The 17,091-nt window shown below is 52.7% G+C and carries 11 protein-coding genes; 1 reads left to right on the top strand and 10 read right to left on the bottom strand.

The window, feature by feature from the left end:
- Positions 1–59: 59 nt before the first annotated feature.
- From ABD028_RS09800 to ABD028_RS09770, 7 genes are all read right to left on the bottom strand, one after another.
- On the bottom strand, positions 60–713 hold the full coding sequence (locus ABD028_RS09800; RefSeq protein ID WP_102795960.1) for a PilZ domain-containing protein: 654 nt from the start codon (positions 711–713) through the stop codon (positions 60–62).
- Between the two features lie 183 nt (positions 714–896).
- Complete coding sequence (locus ABD028_RS09795; protein ID WP_343844552.1) at positions 897–1,559, bottom strand: SDR family oxidoreductase; 663 nt, start codon at positions 1,557–1,559, stop codon at positions 897–899.
- Between the two features lie 11 nt (positions 1,560–1,570).
- On the bottom strand, positions 1,571–2,329 hold the full coding sequence (gene kdsB, locus ABD028_RS09790; protein ID WP_343844550.1) for a 3-deoxy-manno-octulosonate cytidylyltransferase: 759 nt from the start codon (positions 2,327–2,329) through the stop codon (positions 1,571–1,573).
- A 4-nt stretch (positions 2,330–2,333) separates the two neighbouring features.
- Positions 2,334–2,531, bottom strand: coding sequence for a Trm112 family protein (locus ABD028_RS09785; RefSeq protein ID WP_102795583.1), 198 nt, complete (start codon positions 2,529–2,531; stop codon positions 2,334–2,336).
- Positions 2,521–3,492, bottom strand: coding sequence for a tetraacyldisaccharide 4'-kinase (gene lpxK, locus ABD028_RS09780; protein ID WP_343844812.1), 972 nt, complete (start codon positions 3,490–3,492; stop codon positions 2,521–2,523). The genes ABD028_RS09785 and lpxK overlap by 11 nt, the downstream gene beginning before the upstream one ends.
- Positions 3,486–5,240 carry a lipid A export permease/ATP-binding protein MsbA gene (gene msbA, locus ABD028_RS09775; RefSeq protein ID WP_343844547.1) on the bottom strand — a complete coding sequence of 585 codons (1,755 nt, stop codon included), beginning with the start codon at positions 5,238–5,240 and terminating at the stop codon, positions 3,486–3,488. The genes lpxK and msbA overlap by 7 nt, the downstream gene beginning before the upstream one ends.
- Before the next feature lie 121 nt (positions 5,241–5,361).
- On the bottom strand, positions 5,362–7,605 hold the full coding sequence (locus ABD028_RS09770; RefSeq protein WP_343844545.1) for a DNA internalization-related competence protein ComEC/Rec2: 2,244 nt from the start codon (positions 7,603–7,605) through the stop codon (positions 5,362–5,364).
- A gap of 192 nt (positions 7,606–7,797) precedes the next feature.
- Here ABD028_RS09770 and ABD028_RS09765 point away from each other — a divergent pair, with 192 nt between their 5' ends.
- Positions 7,798–8,334 carry a DUF2062 domain-containing protein gene (locus ABD028_RS09765; RefSeq protein ID WP_343844543.1) on the top strand — a complete coding sequence of 179 codons (537 nt, stop codon included), beginning with the start codon at positions 7,798–7,800 and terminating at the stop codon, positions 8,332–8,334.
- Positions 8,335–8,346: 12 nt separating this feature from the next.
- Here the strand turns inward: ABD028_RS09765 and recD are convergent, their stop codons facing one another.
- The 3 genes from recD to recC are packed head-to-tail and all read right to left on the bottom strand — an operon-like array spanning position 8,347 to position 17,065.
- Positions 8,347–10,254 (bottom strand): exodeoxyribonuclease V subunit alpha, encoded by a 1,908-nt coding sequence (gene recD / locus ABD028_RS09760; protein ID WP_343844541.1) that lies wholly within the window; start codon positions 10,252–10,254, stop codon positions 8,347–8,349.
- On the bottom strand, positions 10,248–13,781 hold the full coding sequence (gene recB / locus ABD028_RS09755) for an exodeoxyribonuclease V subunit beta (protein ID WP_343844539.1): 3,534 nt from the start codon (positions 13,779–13,781) through the stop codon (positions 10,248–10,250). The genes recD and recB overlap by 7 nt, the downstream gene beginning before the upstream one ends.
- Positions 13,778–17,065: an exodeoxyribonuclease V subunit gamma gene (gene recC, locus ABD028_RS09750; RefSeq protein ID WP_343844537.1), complete on the bottom strand. Its 3,288-nt coding sequence runs from the start codon at positions 17,063–17,065 to the stop codon at positions 13,778–13,780. The genes recB and recC overlap by 4 nt, the downstream gene beginning before the upstream one ends.
- Positions 17,066–17,091 lie beyond the last annotated feature (26 nt).

Here is a 17,091-nt window from a genome sequence, read left to right as displayed (position 1 = left end):
CGTTGTATCTTGCTTTACAGATTAAGTTAAATCCGGCCCCTGAAGTAAGTAAAGAGCAGTCAGACTAAGTTGTCCAAGTCCGGTTGTTGCTCGTCGAACTGTATGCCAACCGTTAAAAAACCATCTTGCATCTTGGAATTACGCACCATACCGCTGACCTCTTTTTTTATGCCTTTTTCCTGCCAGTCAATACAAACCAGAATAGGCAACAAATTTACCTTTCGCCCGGTATGAGAAGCATCAAACTGGAAACGACAACCATCGCCGGATACATCAATTAACACGCCATCAAATGCGGCGCCTGTCGTTTGATTACTGCGCAATGCGATGCTGGCGGGGATTTTCAGACTTAGTCTTTTGCTGGCGCGCAACGGCCTGCGATGTATTTCATTGGGGAAGGCAATAAACAGTAACTTGTCGGGCCTGCGTAAGGTGTTAACGATTTCACTTTTAAAGGCAAAACATTCGCCAAGACTGTCTTCCACCAAAAAGCGACACACGGCTATCAGACCGGTACAGTTCATACTTTGCGGCAGCACAAACTCATCAAAGCGAATAATCAGATAGCGCCCAAAGCGATACCCTACCAACTCGCTCTGAAAACGGCTGTCGTATTGATCCAGCAGTTGAACATCAATACGGGTGCCGTTGTGGACATGGCTTAGCCATTCCTTGTCCTGCTCAGAGCAGGCCTGAATGATAACTTTCTGCAATCTGGACACCCTGCTGGCTGATGTGCATTGAGAACTTGTACAAGGGTGTCACCAAGAAGTGACACAATTGTTAAGTTATAGCAGGATTTACAGCAGAACAAGAGGCGTTAGGAATTTTTTATTTCCAGGGCTGTTTATCTTTCAAATATATTTTTGTTCAAAAGGTCAACAGGCTCTATCCACCTACCAGGGAAGCTCATCACCATTGGCATGCCAGAAGCATCCTGAGTTTTCCAGGTTCAAATCATCAATCCGTTGTATCAAGCGCTGCGCAGAGACCTGTGCCGATACATCACCGCCAAAATTAACCATTTGTGTTTGCACATAACCAGGGTGAAGCAACGCTACGGCAATACCACGGCAGGCTAAATCCCTGGCCATTGACACACCGGCGGCATTTAAGGCAGCCTTTGACATTCGGTAGCCGTAATACCCACCGGAACCGTTATCGGCCATGGAGCCCATGCGACTGGTGATCATGGCAATCTTACTGCCTTTTTGCATATGTACCGCCAGCATTTGACTGACCAGCAACGGCCCAAGGGCGTTGACACGAAACTGATGTTCAACACTGGCAGGATCCGGCAGGTCGAAGCGCTCGTTGCCCAGCACTCCAGCATTATTGATCAAGATATCAACCTGCACATTGGCGAGCGGTTTGAGGGCATCTGCCAAATTGGCAACATCGGCCACATCCACCCCTTCCAGCACTTCTGCGCCACTTTGTTGCAGCTCCTGGCTTGCGCGTCGGCACAAGCCATACACCTTATCACCACGCTGTACATATTGCTGAACCAGTGCCAGACCTATGCCCCGGCCCGCCCCGGTAATCACAACCGTTGCCATCGTCTTCTCCTTTAGCGCTTTAGCTGGCTGAGTACCCTGGCCAGGTCATCAGGCGTATCAATGCCAGTGGGTGGCGTCTGCACCGCCACGTCCACATGAATTTTTTCGCCGTGCCAAAGCACCCTGAGTTGTTCAAGGGATTCAATCTGTTCCAGACCGGATGGGGTCATGTTCACATATTGTTTAATAAAGCCAGCACGATAAGCATAGATGCCAATATGCCTTAAGTAGTAATCGCCTATTTCGTCAATGCTATCAGCATCCAGAAAACGCGCTCTGTCGTAAGGAATAGTGGCACGGCTGAAATACAGTGCATAACCCAGCTTGTCGGTCACGACCTTGACCACATTGGGATTAAACAGCTCTTCCACGTCACTTAAACGCACGGCCAGGGTGGCCATTTCAGCCTGCCGGTGTAAATTCAGATTTTCCGCGACTTGCTGAATATTGGCAGCGGGAATAAAAGGCTCATCGCCTTGCACATTCACCACTATCTCATCACTGTCCAGCGCCAGTAAATCTACCACCTCTGCCAGGCGCTCGGTGCCGGATTCATGCTGCCTGCCAGTCATACAGACCTGGCCGTCAAAACCCTCCACCACCTCGGCAATTCGCTCGTCATCTGTGGCCACCACCACGCGACTGGCCCCGGATTCCTGTGCGCGTTCCACCACATGCTGGATCATGGGTTTGCAATAAATATCCACCAAGGGTTTGCCAGGAAAACGCGTGGACGCGTAGCGGGCCGGAATGATGCAGGTGAATTTCATCTTGTCAGCCCTTTATGCTTTCCAGCTCATCCAGACTGAGACTTCTGGCTTCGTTTTCCAGCATCACCGGAATATTGTCGCGAACGGGATACGCCAGGCGATCAAAACGACACACCAGCTCAGCGGCTTCAGCCTGATAGAGCAGCTTTCCCTTACATACCGGGCAAGCCAGAATGTCCAGTAACTTCTTGTCAAATGCCATGGATTTTTTCCAGCAGTTGTTGTTTAAATTGTTCGGTTAACTTAGCACTTACCGGCAGATACCACCATTGCGAGCGGGCAAAGTCCCGGCACTTGACGGCATCTTTCTCGGTCATCAGCACTAAATCATCGGGAATATCCCCATCCCGGAATGGGTGGTGATCAGCAAACACCAGTTTCTGCTTAAGCCTGACCTGACGGCTGTCCAGCAGCTTGAAAAAACGCTCCGGGTTACCAATCCCCGCCAATGCAATGGCAGGCTTTCTCAGCTCGCTGATAGACTGGGTCTGGCTGGGATATTTAACATTGACCAGTTGGCCCGACTCCAGCGACATCAAATGCTCACCGGCCTTGGCTACCCCGCCATTGACCACCACAAAATCCACCGTCTTTTGTCGCCAGGCCCCTTCTCGCAGTGGCCCCATGGGCAGCAGATAACCGTTGCCGTGCCGGCGCTGACCATCCATCACCAGAATTTCAATGTCCCTGGCCAGGCGGTAATGTTGCAAACCGTCATCACACACAATGATATTGCACTTATGTTCATCGATAAGATAACGGGCACCACGCACCCTGTCCGGATCGACCACCAACGGGCAGCCCAGGTGGTGGCGCATCATAACCGGCTCGTCGCCCACCACCCGAGGGTCACTGTTGACCGCCACGCTATAAGGGTAATAGGGTGCTTTACCACCATAACCGCGACTGACCACACCAGGATGAAAACCTTGCTGCTTCAACAGTTGGCAAAGGCGGATCACCATCGGGGTTTTACCATTGCCCCCTACCGAGATATTGCCCACCACAATCACCGGTACATTAACCCTGACACTGCGTTTAATCCCCAGGCGAAACAGTAAGCGACGGCAAGCTGAGACTAACCAGAACAGCACAGTTAGTGGTAACAACAGCCAGATAAGTGGGTCGGGCCGGTACCAGCGTTTCTCCAGCCAGCTCACGATACCGCTATCCCTTCCTTGAATTGTAATTTATGCAATTGCGCATAGGCCCCGTCTTTGGCCAGCAGGGTTTGATGGTCGCCCTGCTCCAGGATACGCCCCTGATCAATCACCAGGATCTGGTCGGCGTTTTCTATAGTGGATAACCGATGCGCCACCACAATGCTGGTGCGATCTTTCTGTAGCTTATCCAGCGCATCCTGAATCAGACGCTCAGACTCGGTATCCAGCGCAGAGGTGGCTTCATCCAGAATCAAGATAGGTGCATCACGCAAAATTGCCCGGGCAATAGCGATACGCTGCCGCTGACCACCAGACAGCATCAGGCCATTTTCACCAATATTGGTATCCAGGCCTTCAGGTAGTTGTTCCACAAATTCCATCACATGAGCAATACGCGCGGCCTGTTCAATCTGCGCCCGGCTCACTGAATCTTCCGCACCATAGGCAATATTATTGGCAATACTGTCGTTAAACAGCGTGACATGCTGGGACACCAGAGCAAACTGACGACGCAGATCCTTAAGACCAATATCATTCAGCTCATGCCCATCCAGACTGATACCGCCTTGTTCCACCCGGTAAAAACGGGTCAACAAACTGGAAATGGTCGACTTACCGCTGCCGGAACGCCCCACCAGAGCCAGGCTCTGCCCCGGTGCCACATGAAAGCTGATGTTTTTCAGGGCATTATTGCTTTTACCCGGATAGGCAAAGTCGACCTTATCAAAGGCAATCTCACCTCTGGCCCGACCCAGACGGACCTTGCCGCTATCCTGCTCGCGCAGTTCATCCAGCACTTCAAACACACTGCTGCAAGCGGCCATCCCGCGTTGAAATTCGGCATTAACAGTGGTCAGCTGTTTAAGGGGTTTAAGCAGCATGGTCATACTGACCACGACAGAGGTAAATACCCCTGCCGTCAGACTTTCAATCATACCTGGGGTACTGGCCAGATACAGCACCACCGCCAGTGCGACGGAGGCAATAATCTGAATCGTGGATTCACTTAACAGGCGGGACACCACCAGCTTCATATTTTGCTGGCGGTTATGGTTGTTGCTTTCGGCAAAACGTTCTTCTTCGAGCTTCTGGCCGCCGAACATCAGTACCACTTTATGGCCCTTGATCACCTGCTCTACCACATTGGTCAGGCTGCCCATGGCCTTTTGGATATTGCGGCTGACCAGACGAAACCTTTTACTTACCACCGACACAATCACCGCCACCACCGGGCCAATCAAAAGGAATATCAGCGACAACTGCCAGGAGTGATAAAACATGATCCCCAGCAGGTAGACCACCAGCGCACCTTCCCGCACCAGGGTTAACATTGCTTTGCCCGAAGCATTAGCCACCTGCTCGGTGTCATAGATAACTTTGGAGATCATCTGCCCGGAAGAATGCTGGTCGTGATAAGAGACAGGTAAATGAATGTACTGGTTAAACAGTTGCTGACGCATGCGCATCACCACCTGATTACCCACCCAGGACAAACTGTAGCTGCCCATAAAGTTAAATAAGCCACGCAGAATAAACAGCGGCAGCACCAGATAGGCCGCCATACGCAGATAATCCACATTGCCCTTCACCAGGCTTTCGTCGATAAGCGGCTGCATCTGGAAAATCACAAAGGCATCCACGGCCGAATAGCCAATCATACCAATAATGGCCATCACAAAGGCCAGCTTAAATTCGCGCAGGTAACGAAGAAAGCGCGGAAAGACCGAAGCGCTGATTTTTCGACTCATGACAGTGGTCAGGGTATCCGTTTAACGCCCGCTTCAACCGGGCCCAATCGGACTATTGTAACCGCCAGGCAATAATTCCCCAACTATCAATAGGTTTTTGCCTAAAATTCGGTCACCCACATCATTTGGGCTGCTCCATATACCAAGGGTTTAAGCCGTTGGAGCGCAGTCCTTCTGCCTCAATCCGGCCATTGTCAATCCGAAACCGTAATTGCCCGGACGCTGAACTCAAATACAGCGTGGCACCCGCATCGGTATAACGTTGTTGAACCTGTTGTTTGGGAAAGCCCCAACGATTCAGATAGGCCTGGCTGAACACCACATATTCTGGATTAACGGCGGCAATAAATTCACTGGAAGACGAGGTGGCACTGCCATGATGGGGCGCGATCAGAATCTGTGCCGAAAGTGTGTTTCTAGCCACCAACTCGCGCTCTACAGCCGCTTCAATATCGCCCGGCAACAGCACAGTGACTTGTCCGTCGGTAATCTTAACCACGCAGGAAAGATTGTTCTGGCTGCCCTCAGAATCCGCCAAAGGCCAAAGCACTTGCAGCCTCAGTCCTTGCCAGACCGTCTGCCAAGGATAGCGGCATCGGCCCAGATTTGTCAGTAACTGCTCAACATTAATCTGTTCAAGCAACAGCGTTGTGCCACCGGCATGATCGTTATCCTGGTGACTGACCAACAAATAATCCAGTTGTGTTATCCCAAGCGCTCTTAGCATGGGCAATATTTGCCCCTCGGCGGCACTGTAACCAGATGGATAAGCAGGCCCGGTATCATACAAGAGTGCCCGTCCATGCCGGTGTACTAATACCGCCAGGCCCTGGCCCACATCCACCACTTCGATACGCCAGGATAGATCCCGCGATGGCAAAAACGCCGATAACAGTGGCAATAACAACACAAAACCAAAGGCGTGATTCACCAATCCTTTAGGTAATAGCAGCCAGATCAGAGCCAATGCGAAACACAGCCAAATCCACAACGACAAATGCGGTACCGCAAATGCACTTTGACTTAAGGCATCAAACCTCAAAAGCGCAGACAGCCCATACTCAAGCAGTCGGTCTGCCCAACTGAACAGCCATTGTCCCCAGTCAGGCTGCAGCGCCAGGGCCAACAACGCAAGCAGACATAAAGGCAGCAACAACATAGTTACAAAGGGCACCGCTAACAAATTCACCAGCGGCGAGACCAGTGACACCAAACCAAATTGCCAGGCCACCAGTGGCAACATTAATAAGCTCAGAGCCAGTTGCATCCGCACCAATGCCGAGATAAAGGTCATGACAGAAAAACCACGACCTGCTGGCCAGCGCCAGAATACCAGGTAGATAATCAGAACGGCGGCGAAGCTCAGCCAGAAGCTTAAGGTCAGCAAACTAAGGGGAAACAGTAAAATAAACAAAGCCAGACACACCAGCAACAACCGCCTGGGCCGCCAGTGCAGTTGCAGGTTCAGCAGCAGCACGAACATTGCCAGCATCAGCCAGGCCCTGGCCGTCGGCAGACTGAATCCGGCCAGAGCGGCATAGCCAAAAGCCACCAATAATGCCCCGGATAACGCCAGTTTATGCAGATTACAGTGCGGATAAAATCGCCCCAGTACAGGCCCCAGAAAAATCACCAACAGACCATAACTGAAGCTGGACACCATCCCCAGGTGCAACCCCGATATGGCAATAAGATGAGCAATCCCTGTGCGCTGCACCAACTGCCAGTCGTGCGTTGCCAACCAGCCCCGATAACCCAGACTCAGTGCCGCCAGCCAGGCGCTGTGCTGTAAGTCCAATGTGGCAAATTCATCCAGCCAGGTCTGACGAACACTTTGACCTTGTTCCAATAACAGGTTTTGTTCTGAGCGCACTACGTAGCCGGTCGCCCGAATGCTGTGGGCAAACAGCCATTGCTGATAGTTAAAACCGCCCAGATTAAGGCTGCCATGGGGCGGTTTTAACTTAACCGCTAAACGCACCCTTTGCCCTTGTTTAACGGGCCAATCCGGCTTTCGCCAGACCAGGCGTACTTTTAAGTTTTGCCAAACCGGCTGATGATCAAATCCGCTTACATTAAGATTGAAGCGCTGCACAGACTGCTCATGCAACAGGCTTTCCACTTGCCCCTCCAACACCACCACTTGTCGGATCTTCGAATCCGGGAGTTGCCAGGCTAGCTGCCAATGACCTACACTCGCCATCCAAACCAATCCGGTCAACAGGCCAGACAGGATAAAATGGCGTTGATAGCCAAACGCCAGAGCGCCAAACAGCAGCGCTGGCAACAGGTAGATTGAAGGCAGCACAGGCAGTAACAGACAAAGCGCTGCAGCTGTCATAAAACTGAAAAGCCAACCATCCATAGTAATGCCGCCTGATAGTCCGGATTCGCTAAATTAAGGCACCCGTAACATAGGTGCCCATGCGGCGCAGGGATGCACCGCCAGAATCAAACAACAGCCAGTTTGATTTTGTCAGCCAGAAGCCGCATTTTTCTGGCAACGCCACGAAACGGTACGGAATCCGTTTCAGGGAGAAACTAATCAGAGATGTTTATGCCGAAGAAATTTATAAAGCGCTTTTTACCTGATCATCAGTCTATTAAAGACCAAAAAGCCCTGAAAGTTTTCGGCACTTTGCTGCACGATGCCAACCTTTGGCATCTCAATCGTAAATCTGCTTCCGGTGCCTTTGGCCTGGGCTTGTTTTTTGCTTTTTGGCCAGTCCCTTTTCAGATGTGGTTGTCAGCGGCCTGCGCCATTCCGTTGCGGGTCAATTTGCCGCTGTCCGTCGCCACCGTCTGGATCACGAACCCCTTCACCATGCCCCCGATATTCTACGGCGCTTATCTTGTCGGCGTATGGGTACTTGGTCAGCCACCTCAGGCGTTTACCTTTCAACTAAGTTGGGATTGGGTAGTACAGAGCCTGGAAACCATCGGTCCGGCCTTTTTAGTGGGGTGCGGGATTTGCGCCGTGGTATTTGGCCTGGCCGGTTATTTCGGCATGAACCTGCTGTGGCGCTATTCCGTGCGCAAAGCCTGGCAAAAACGTCAGCAGCGCTACCTTAACCGCATGACCCACAGACTCTAACAGTAGACCAATTCAGTCTGCTTCGCTTGTGCTGATTTTCAGCCTGTCGGCCAGTCCAGAGCCGCGCTGACAATGACTGGTCAACGCAGCTTTGAGTTGCGATTCCGGGGCGAATAAGCTGACTTTCTGTTTAGCCCTGGTCACCCCGGTATACAGCAGCTCCCGGCTGACCAGACTCGAGGCCCCATCCGGCAGACAAATCAAGGCATGTTCAAATTCCGAGCCCTGGCTTTTATGTATGGTCATGGCATAGAGTTTCTGCCAGGCCGGAACACGACTGGGCAGCACAGCCCGAAGCTCACCATCGGCCTGCATAAACCATACTTTCAGTAAACCGTCCTGATCCGCCAGACAGATGCCCATATCGCCATTGAAGAGCTTAACCTGGTAATCATTCTGGCTGACCATTAACGGGCAACCAGGATACAGTTCCTGGGTCGGCTTAACCCAGCCGCGGCGAGTCAGCTCCAGTTCAATTCTGGCGTTAAATTGCTCGGTACCCCAAAGCCCCTGACGCGTGGCACATAACAGTTGCTGGCGCATCAGTGCTGTGAATGCGCCCCTTACATCTCCTGCCTCAACAGCAATAAAGTAGTCTTGTAATAGTCTGCATACCAGTTCCACCACCTGGCCCTGAGTAGGTTTGGCGTACCAGTCAACCTCGCCGCTGGTTTCGCTTTGCAGGCAAGCCAGCATCCGTCGCATATCTGCACTATTAATAGCCTGCGCTAATTGCCCGACGCCGCTGGCGCTGCTGAATCTATGGCTTTTTCTCAGCATCACCAAATTGTTTTGAAGCAGACTGGACGGTTTGCCATTGGCTGTCAGATTTGCCCCGGTCAGGTCATTAAGTAATGCGGTTGTATCAGCATCGTACTGGCCACTTTCATCCAACCAGTCGGTTTCAGCAAGGCTCTGGCAAATATCCCCCAATACCGAACCCACCTCCACCGAGGCCAGTTGCTGGCGATCGCCCAGCAGCACCAACCTGGCATGACCTGGCAACGCGGCCAGCAGCTTGGCCATAAGTGGCAAATCCACCATGGACGCCTCATCCAGAATCAGCATATCCAGCGCCAGCGGATTATCCACATGGTGACGAAACGCGGCCTTGCCGGGCTGAAACCCCAGCAGTCGGTGCAAGGTGGCAGCCTGTGTTGGTAAATGGGCGGCCAGCTCGTCATTTAGCCTTGATTTGGCCTGCAAAATCGACTCAGCCAGTCGGGCTGCAGCCTTTCCGGTTGGCGCGGCCAGCACAATTCTGAGAGGGCTTAACCCCGCTGCAAGATTTAACCCCTGCACTAACGCCATCAACTTGGTGACCGTAGTGGTCTTGCCCGTTCCAGGGCCACCTGTAATCACACATAGCCTGCGGGTGGCGGCCAGCGCCACCGCCAGTTTCTGCCAGTCGCGCGGCTCTGAAGTGCCGGCAAATAGCTGGTCCAGCTGAGCTTTGCAGCCTTGAGTATCCAGCCTGATCTGTCCCTGCGCCAGTTGCTTGAGGCTTTGGCCCAGTGCATATTCATACCACCAGTAACGCTGCAGATACACGCCCTGCCCATCCAGCACCAAAGGCCTGGCAGCTGCAACAGCATTGTTTGTCACCAGATGCACCGTAGCGGCTTGACTCAACAGTTCCTGCACCTGTGACACGAACAGCATAGGTAAGGGTTGATCCAGCATCGGCACACACAAGTTATACAGGCGGGTTAACTCGCCCAGCCTGACACACACATGCTGACTGGCCAGTTGCTGACTGACAATTGCGGCAAACACCCCCAGTTGGCGGGCAAACTGATCACCAGATGCGGCTTCCCGGGTGGCAATAAAGTCACCCAGCCCCACATCCAAGCCGGTAAAAGACACAGGAAGCTGTTCTGCCGCCAGTAAAGGCTTCAGGTATGAACGGCTGTCTAGCATAGGCTTAATTGCTCCATCTGGCCGCCGCTGGTACTTTCGCCGCTAAATAAGGCGTCCAGCGCCTCAATCATGGCTTTGTCTGGCCTTAACTGAAAAATTCCCCGTCCAGGGTGAGACGAGCTGATACCGCGCAAAAACCAATAACAGGTTCCGCCCACATGCTGGTCATAATCGTAATGCTGTAAGCGGCTTTGCAGCCAGCGGTGCAGTGCCAGACTGTAGAGTACCGCTTGCAAGTAGTAATCATGCTCGGCCATGGCCTGCGCCATATTAGTGTGCTGATAATCACCGAAATCAGCACCGAGGTAGTTAGACTTATAGTCGGCAACATAAAGTTTGCCGCGATGAACAAAGATAAGATCGACAAACCCCTTGAGCATGCCATTTAAACTGTCAAAGTCGTAACGGGCCTGCATAAACGGCATATATTGGTTGAGTATCCGGTTGAACTTATGCGCCTGTACCTGATGCAAAGGCAGGTGAAACTCCAGCTCCACCTTGGCCTGACGTATGTCCAGCAAGCGCAGCGGTTGATCTGCCAGAATGGGGGCATTGACGACATCCCATAGCCATTCCTGCAGCACATCAAACCACTGACTTTCAATGGCAAATAGCGGTGCCTGTTCTTCGATACAACGCGCCAGCAATTCCCGGCTCATCTCCCCCTGAGCGATCGTTTCCGCAGACATCAGTATTTCCAATACGCCATGCAGGAATGAACCGGCCCTGGCGCCGCGGGTAAAGGCAAATCGGTCCAAACCGGGCGGATTGACAGACACAACAGCAGTGACGCCTTCATCCTGCCCGGGCCCCGGCAAATGGTCCTGCTGTAAGCTGATAGCCGAGTAGCTGGTCAGCCGCCACGTCTGTCGCAAGCTCCTGCCCAGGCGAGCACATTCCAGTGGTTGTAACTCGGCAACCGGCATTTGACCAGGCTGAATGTCCTGCTCAGTAATTGGCTTATAGTGGATATGCTGGCTATCGGCCAGATGTTGCAAGGCGGTTTGCAGTGTTCCTTCCTGCACCTCAGCACCGGGGCCCAGCAACAGCGCACCCAGTGCCGTGCCGCTGATAGCTCGGCTGCGGCTCTGCCCGCCCGCCGTGGTGTCAAACACCCCAACATTGCACCAATGCTCGGCCCGGGTTAGGGCTACATATAGCAGGCGAATATCTTCTGCCAGCTTCTCTGTTGCAGCCCGGGCCAGATTCTCTTGGCGGCCCAGAAAGTCTACCCACAGTTTGCGTTCATCGTCGTGATAAAGAGGATCTACACGTTTTTGATAGCGACAGGCGAAGGGCATAAACACCAGCGGATACTCCAGCCCTTTGGCGGCATGCATGGTCACGATCTGCACCAGATTGTCGTCGGTTTCCAAACGCAGTTGTTGACCTTCATGATTGTCATCTGGCTCGCTTAAGCACTGCGCAAACCAATGTACAAGCTGACTTTCACCTTGCACTTCCAGACTGTGTTGCTGCAACAGCTCAAACAGGTGACGCAGGTCGGTGATACGCCGCAAATGGTCGGCAAAACGCCGTTGAACAGAGGCCATCAGGCTGAGCTGCTGTTGCATCTGCGCCAGTGCACTGGCAATACCCTGACGTTGCCAGAGCCGCTGCCAATGGAAAAACTGCCCCAGCAGTTCCTGCCAGCGACTATCATCGGCCAGCCAGGTTTCAAACTCCAGCGCGCTCAATCCGACCAGTTCGGTGAGCATGGCGGCTTTCACTTTGGCTTCGTCGCCGGGATTTTGCATGGCCTGTAGTAGCAACAACAGGTCAGCTGCAATCTGGGTGGCAAACACACTTTTCCGTACCAGAAACACCGAAGCAATATTTAGTTTCGCCAGTGCATCGCGCATTAATTGTGCTTCGAACCTATCGCGCACCAGCACCGCGCAATCTTTAGGTTTTACCGGGCTTTGTGCCTGCCCATGGCATAACAGGGCCCGGCCTTGCTGGCCCCAGGCCAGCCATGCGGCAATTTGTCCGGCAAAATGTTCGGCCAGCGGCCCTTGTACGGCCGAAAAGCCCTGTGGCGAGGCACAATTCAGGTATTCAAAGGCCAGTCCCGCCACCCCTTTACCATCTAACAGTAACTGCTTATTGGATTGTCCGGCCTTGACCGGTAAAAACGGAATATCCTGGTTATACAAGAAGCCCTGCGGGCTTTGCATAAACAGCTTATTAATGGCTTCCACCATCACAGGCTCTGATCGCCAGTTAGTTTCCAGAGTGAAACAGCGAGACTCGCCCACCTCTCGCTTGGCACCGATATAGGTAAAAATATCCGCCCCGCGAAAAGCGTAAATGGCCTGTTTCGGGTCACCAATCATAATCAGGCAGTCATGGCTTGTGGGCGGATACAGGCGATTAAAAATGCCATACTGCACGGCATCGGTATCCTGAAATTCGTCAATCATGGCCGCCGGATAGGCCTGCCGTACTGCGCTGATCAGAGCGTCGGCCTGCGCTCCATTTAAGGCATTGGCCAGTTGGCTGAGTAAATCATCGGGGCTGAGCTGATTGGCGCTATCTTTACTTATCGCCAGTTTGCTGCGCAGGCTGTCAATGGCTTCCATGTAAAGGGTAACTTTAAGGCCTTCCACCAACTGAGTGTGCAAACGTTGCAATTGCTCAAAACGGGCAAAATCCAGATCAGACAGATCCGGGCTGGCCTTACTTAACGCCTTAGCCACCTTTTCCGGTAGAAAGTCCTCAAAACTGCTGCCCTGTGGCAAAAACAGCTCTGCACTTTGACAAAACGCTTCCATTTGGGTCAGCAATTCGCCCTTACCCAGACGGGTTCGCTTATTCAGATTAGCTTGCCAAAGACGTTCGAATACCTGATTTTCAAGCCACCAGCTTTTGCTGTCGGCCAATAACCATTGATACTGCTGCAGTAATTTTTCCAGCGGCGCGGCTTTATCCTGACAGGCAAAATCCTGGTTGAGTAAACCTCTCACCTGGCGCAGCAGCGCCATCGGCTCGGACCACAGTTTCAGGCTGAGTTCCAGCAACGGCGCCGGAAGTCTCAATATTCTGGCTCGCCAGAAATCCTTAATGGCCTGATGCAGATGGCTTGACTCATCCAGAATCAATTCCTGTTGATAACGACTGCCACTTTCAAATGCATGACGGGTCAGCACCCGCTGACAAAAGCCGTGGATGGTAAACACCGCCGCTTCATCCATTTGCCTGAGTGCCAGTTGCAGACGCCTGCAGGCTAATTCCCGTTGTTCCTCGCTACATATCAGATCTTGGAGCACGGCTTCGTCAGTCTGGCCAACTAGCACATCATGATGAGCCTTGGTCAACATAGTACGCAGGCGGCTTTTCAGTTCCGCAGTGGCGGCATTGGTAAAAGTGACGACCAGTATTTTGTCCACCGACAAGGGCTCGCAGCCGAGCCCCAGCAGCAGGCGCAGATACAGGCGCACTATGGTAAAGGTTTTGCCGGTCCCGGCACTAGCTTCAATCAGGGATTGGCCAGTCAGCGGAAAGGAAGGAATGTGTAAGGGCCTCATGCCTGACTCCATTGATACAGGGGCCCCAACAAGGATTCACTGATCCGGATAAATTCCTGCTGATGGGGGGCAAGCTCGGGCCAAATGCGGGCCACATGCACATCCTGCCCTTCTCCTTTGGCAAAGTCGTTGCCTGAAAAACTTTTCAGCACTTTGTCCCAGTCGCCTTTATCCAGCCACAACCAGGCACACTCGGGTAACAGCAGTAAAGGCTGATTATGTCCATCGCACCAGGCCTGGATGTAGATATTCAAGGCGGCAACTGCCTGGTCGCGCGGCATCCCGTTTAGCATAAAGGGCTCGGATTCAGTGCCGACGAATACCGCCTGATTGAGTTTTACCCCCTGAGCGCACAGCAGCAGCAAACGCAACCACAATTGCAGCTTGTCTTTGGCGCGAACCTTACCTGAGCGCCACAGCACCAGTTGTTCGCCATACAGATGATCCTGCCAGCCACTGATGTCCACCCCCTGAATTGTCAGTTGCAATATTTCACGCCGGGCGCACAAGTCACGACGATAGGTCAGCAAGCTATCCCGGATAGATTCGGCCTGTTGCTGCAGTTGCTCAAGGGCCAGCACCCCGGCATGACCGCCAGGTAGCACCCCTTCGCCATGTAAACGCGTGGCCAGAATCTCTTTGTCTGTTACAGAAGCCGTATTGTCAACCAGTCTTGCCAGCAGTTGATAACGGTCCAGACTACTGAGGAAAAAGGGCTCATCTTCTTCCAGGCTGTTGTCCTGATAAGCAAACCTGGCCTGCCAGCGCAATTGGAAAAAGCCCCTGGCCGGTTGGATAAAAAAGCCAATAAGTTCTTCAACACCAATACTACTTTGCGCAGGTAGATAGGGTAACTCGCCAACAATAAAGGGTTCGGCCTCGTTGTGACGCCCCGTTGCCAGGGCCAGCCACTGAGGCTCAAAACTCAGCGGATGTCTGGCGTCAAAATAATCCGGGTGAAAAGGTTGTAAATGCTGAACCCGGGTCAGGCTGTCGCTCAGTGGCCCGCCGTCGGCACGGCAATACACCAGTTGGCAATAATCCACGAGTTCACTTAACAGCACACAAGGCACCAGAGGCTGGTTGTCTTTGGCACTGCGGCCCTGGTAGCTGATATACAGCTGCTGACGCGCCGACAACAGCGCTTCAAGAAACAGATATTTATCGTCTAAACGACGGGACCGATCGCCTTTTCTGGGAGCAGACTGCTGCATCAGATCAAAGCCCAGCGGGGTAACCTGGCGGGGATAATCAGCATCATTCATGCCCAGCAAACACACCAGTTTAAAGGGCACACTGCGCATGGGCATCAGGGTACAAAAATTCACGCTACCGGCCAAAAAGCGCTGCCCAACACCAGACTCCTGCAACTGCTGCTCCAGAGCCTGACAAAACACCCGCTGCTCGATATCGCCCTGATATTGATGCTGGTGTCGGCTAAGTGCATTCAGTGCATTTCTTAAGCCCTGCAAATACTGTTCGTCATTGTCATCGGCCAGATACATTCGCTCAATGTGCTCAAGCGCCCAAGCGGTTCTGCTCTGCAAGGGCATTGGTGTCTGACAGAATACTAGCCAGTCACACAACTGATGAACAAATAACAGCAGCTTGCCCAGCACCTGGCTGGATTGGCCTTCCAGCTCCGCATAAGGCGCAATAAAGGCACCGGGCGCCTGGTCTGAGTCAGCATACAGCTCAGTTTGCATGGCATAGCCAGCAATCAGGCGCTTTAGTCCGAACAGCCAGGTATTTTGTTCATCCTCGGGCAAATGCCAGCGACGCTTGTCCTGGCCATCCAGTCCCCAGCGTATCCCGGCATCCTGCAGATAATGACGCAGTTGATTGAACTCCGCCTCACTGAGGTCAAAACGGCGCAGCACCGCCGGTACCTCCAGAATATCCAACACTTGGGCCAGACCAAGCCGCGACAACTGTAATTTGTTCAAGCTGACAAAACTGCCCAGCAGCGGCGATTCCTGGGCCAGACTTCGGTCTGAGATAGCATAGGAAATGGCCAGCTCTTGTCTGTGTCCGCCAAATACACCGTGGATCAATGCCGCATAATCGGCCACGTCCGGCATCATCACAATCACATCACCGGGATGACAGTCGGCATGCCGTTTAAAAAAGCCCAGCAGATGGTCATGCAGCACTTCCAGTTCACGCAGTCTGGAGTGACAACTGCTCAATACCAGGCTGTCATCGTTATCGGCAATCACAATTTTGGGCAAGCTGGGGTCCTGTTCCAGCAGCGCCTCGGCCGACAACGGCAGCATACTCCCCCGCTGAGTCAGATTCAGAATTTCATGCTGAATATGTTCGAGCAGATTCTGTGGCGGCACATCCACAAACAAATCATGCTGCTGCGGCCCCTGTTCCAGCAGCATATCCTGGAAATCCTGACCTTGTTTTCCCCAGGACGCCAACAAGGGGTTACCCACTTCCAGATAATCAGCCAGCTCATCGCCAGCCTGTGCTTTGAGTAACTCAGCACGGGCTTTGCGTTTTTCATCCACCAGATCTCCCCAGTAGTGCTGACTGGGGTTAAACCAAAAGATCACCACCTCAATCTGTTTGGCCAGGGCGCCGAGGATTTCAAGCTGCTGAACCGGCAAAGCGGAAATACCAAATACCAGTAATCTGGGCGGCAAAACGTCGCGGCAATCCTTGTCACTCAGGCATTCCAACAAGCGCTGATGCAAATTGCCCCGGTGCCATGGCGACTCCTGCAGCACCTCGGTATACCGTTTTAATTCACGCCAAAGCTGTGCCTGCCACGCTTGCTGCGATGCGGCCAACATATCAACCTGCTGCCCCTGCTCCCAGGCCAATAGCCAGTCAGGGCGATATACCAGATACTGGTCAAACAAATCGGCGACTTTCTGGCACAGTTGGAACAGCTTTAACTCCTGTCCTGCCTCAGACACCTTTAAGTAACTGGCCACGGCACTAAAGTTGGGGTCATCACACAATGACGGCAGAATCGCCATCAGCTTCCAGCACATATTATCTTTGCTGAACGCCGACTCCTGCGGTAATTCAGGTAATAACCGCAAATAAAGCTGATTCCAGATAAAACTGGACGGTAGTGGAAAAGTCAGATTAGCGGCAATCCCTAGCGATTCGGCCACCTGCAGTTTCAGCCACTGGGCCATACCCGGACTTTGCACCCAAATGGGCTGCGGCTCGAATAACTGCTCAATATCGCCCTGATCTTCGGCCAGATACTGGCAAAGCTGCGCCGCCAGCACTTCCATTTTATTTGATTGAACAAGATGCAGCATAAGTGGTTGTTTTTTTCTTCCTGCGC

The sequence above is a fragment of the Bowmanella denitrificans genome (genome assembly GCF_039522935.1).
GTDB lineage: Bacteria > Pseudomonadota > Gammaproteobacteria > Enterobacterales > Alteromonadaceae > Bowmanella > Bowmanella denitrificans.
The sequence above is the reverse complement of the archived record's forward strand: the minus strand, read 5'-3'. Positions and strand labels throughout refer to the sequence as shown.

Bases quoted from the DNA above. Each gene is read 5' to 3' on its own strand.
- recC (WP_343844537.1), bottom strand. From the start codon at position 17,065: ATGCTGCATCTTGTTCAATCAAATAAAATGGAAGTGCTGGCGGCGCAG.
- ABD028_RS09770 (WP_343844545.1), bottom strand. From the start codon at position 7,605: ATGGATGGTTGGCTTTTCAGTTTTATGACAGCTGCAGCGCTTTGTCTG.
- ABD028_RS09785 (WP_102795583.1), bottom strand. From the start codon at position 2,531: ATGGCATTTGACAAGAAGTTACTGGACATTCTGGCTTGCCCGGTATGT.
- recB (WP_343844539.1), bottom strand. From the start codon at position 13,781: ATGAGGCCCTTACACATTCCTTCCTTTCCGCTGACTGGCCAATCCCTG.
- msbA (WP_343844547.1), bottom strand. From the start codon at position 5,240: ATGAGTCGAAAAATCAGCGCTTCGGTCTTTCCGCGCTTTCTTCGTTAC.
- kdsB (WP_343844550.1), bottom strand. From the start codon at position 2,329: ATGAAATTCACCTGCATCATTCCGGCCCGCTACGCGTCCACGCGTTTT.
- recD (WP_343844541.1), bottom strand. From the start codon at position 10,254: ATGCTAGACAGCCGTTCATACCTGAAGCCTTTACTGGCGGCAGAACAG.
- ABD028_RS09765 (WP_343844543.1), top strand. From the start codon at position 7,798: ATGCCGAAGAAATTTATAAAGCGCTTTTTACCTGATCATCAGTCTATT.
- ABD028_RS09795 (WP_343844552.1), bottom strand. From the start codon at position 1,559: ATGGCAACGGTTGTGATTACCGGGGCGGGCCGGGGCATAGGTCTGGCA.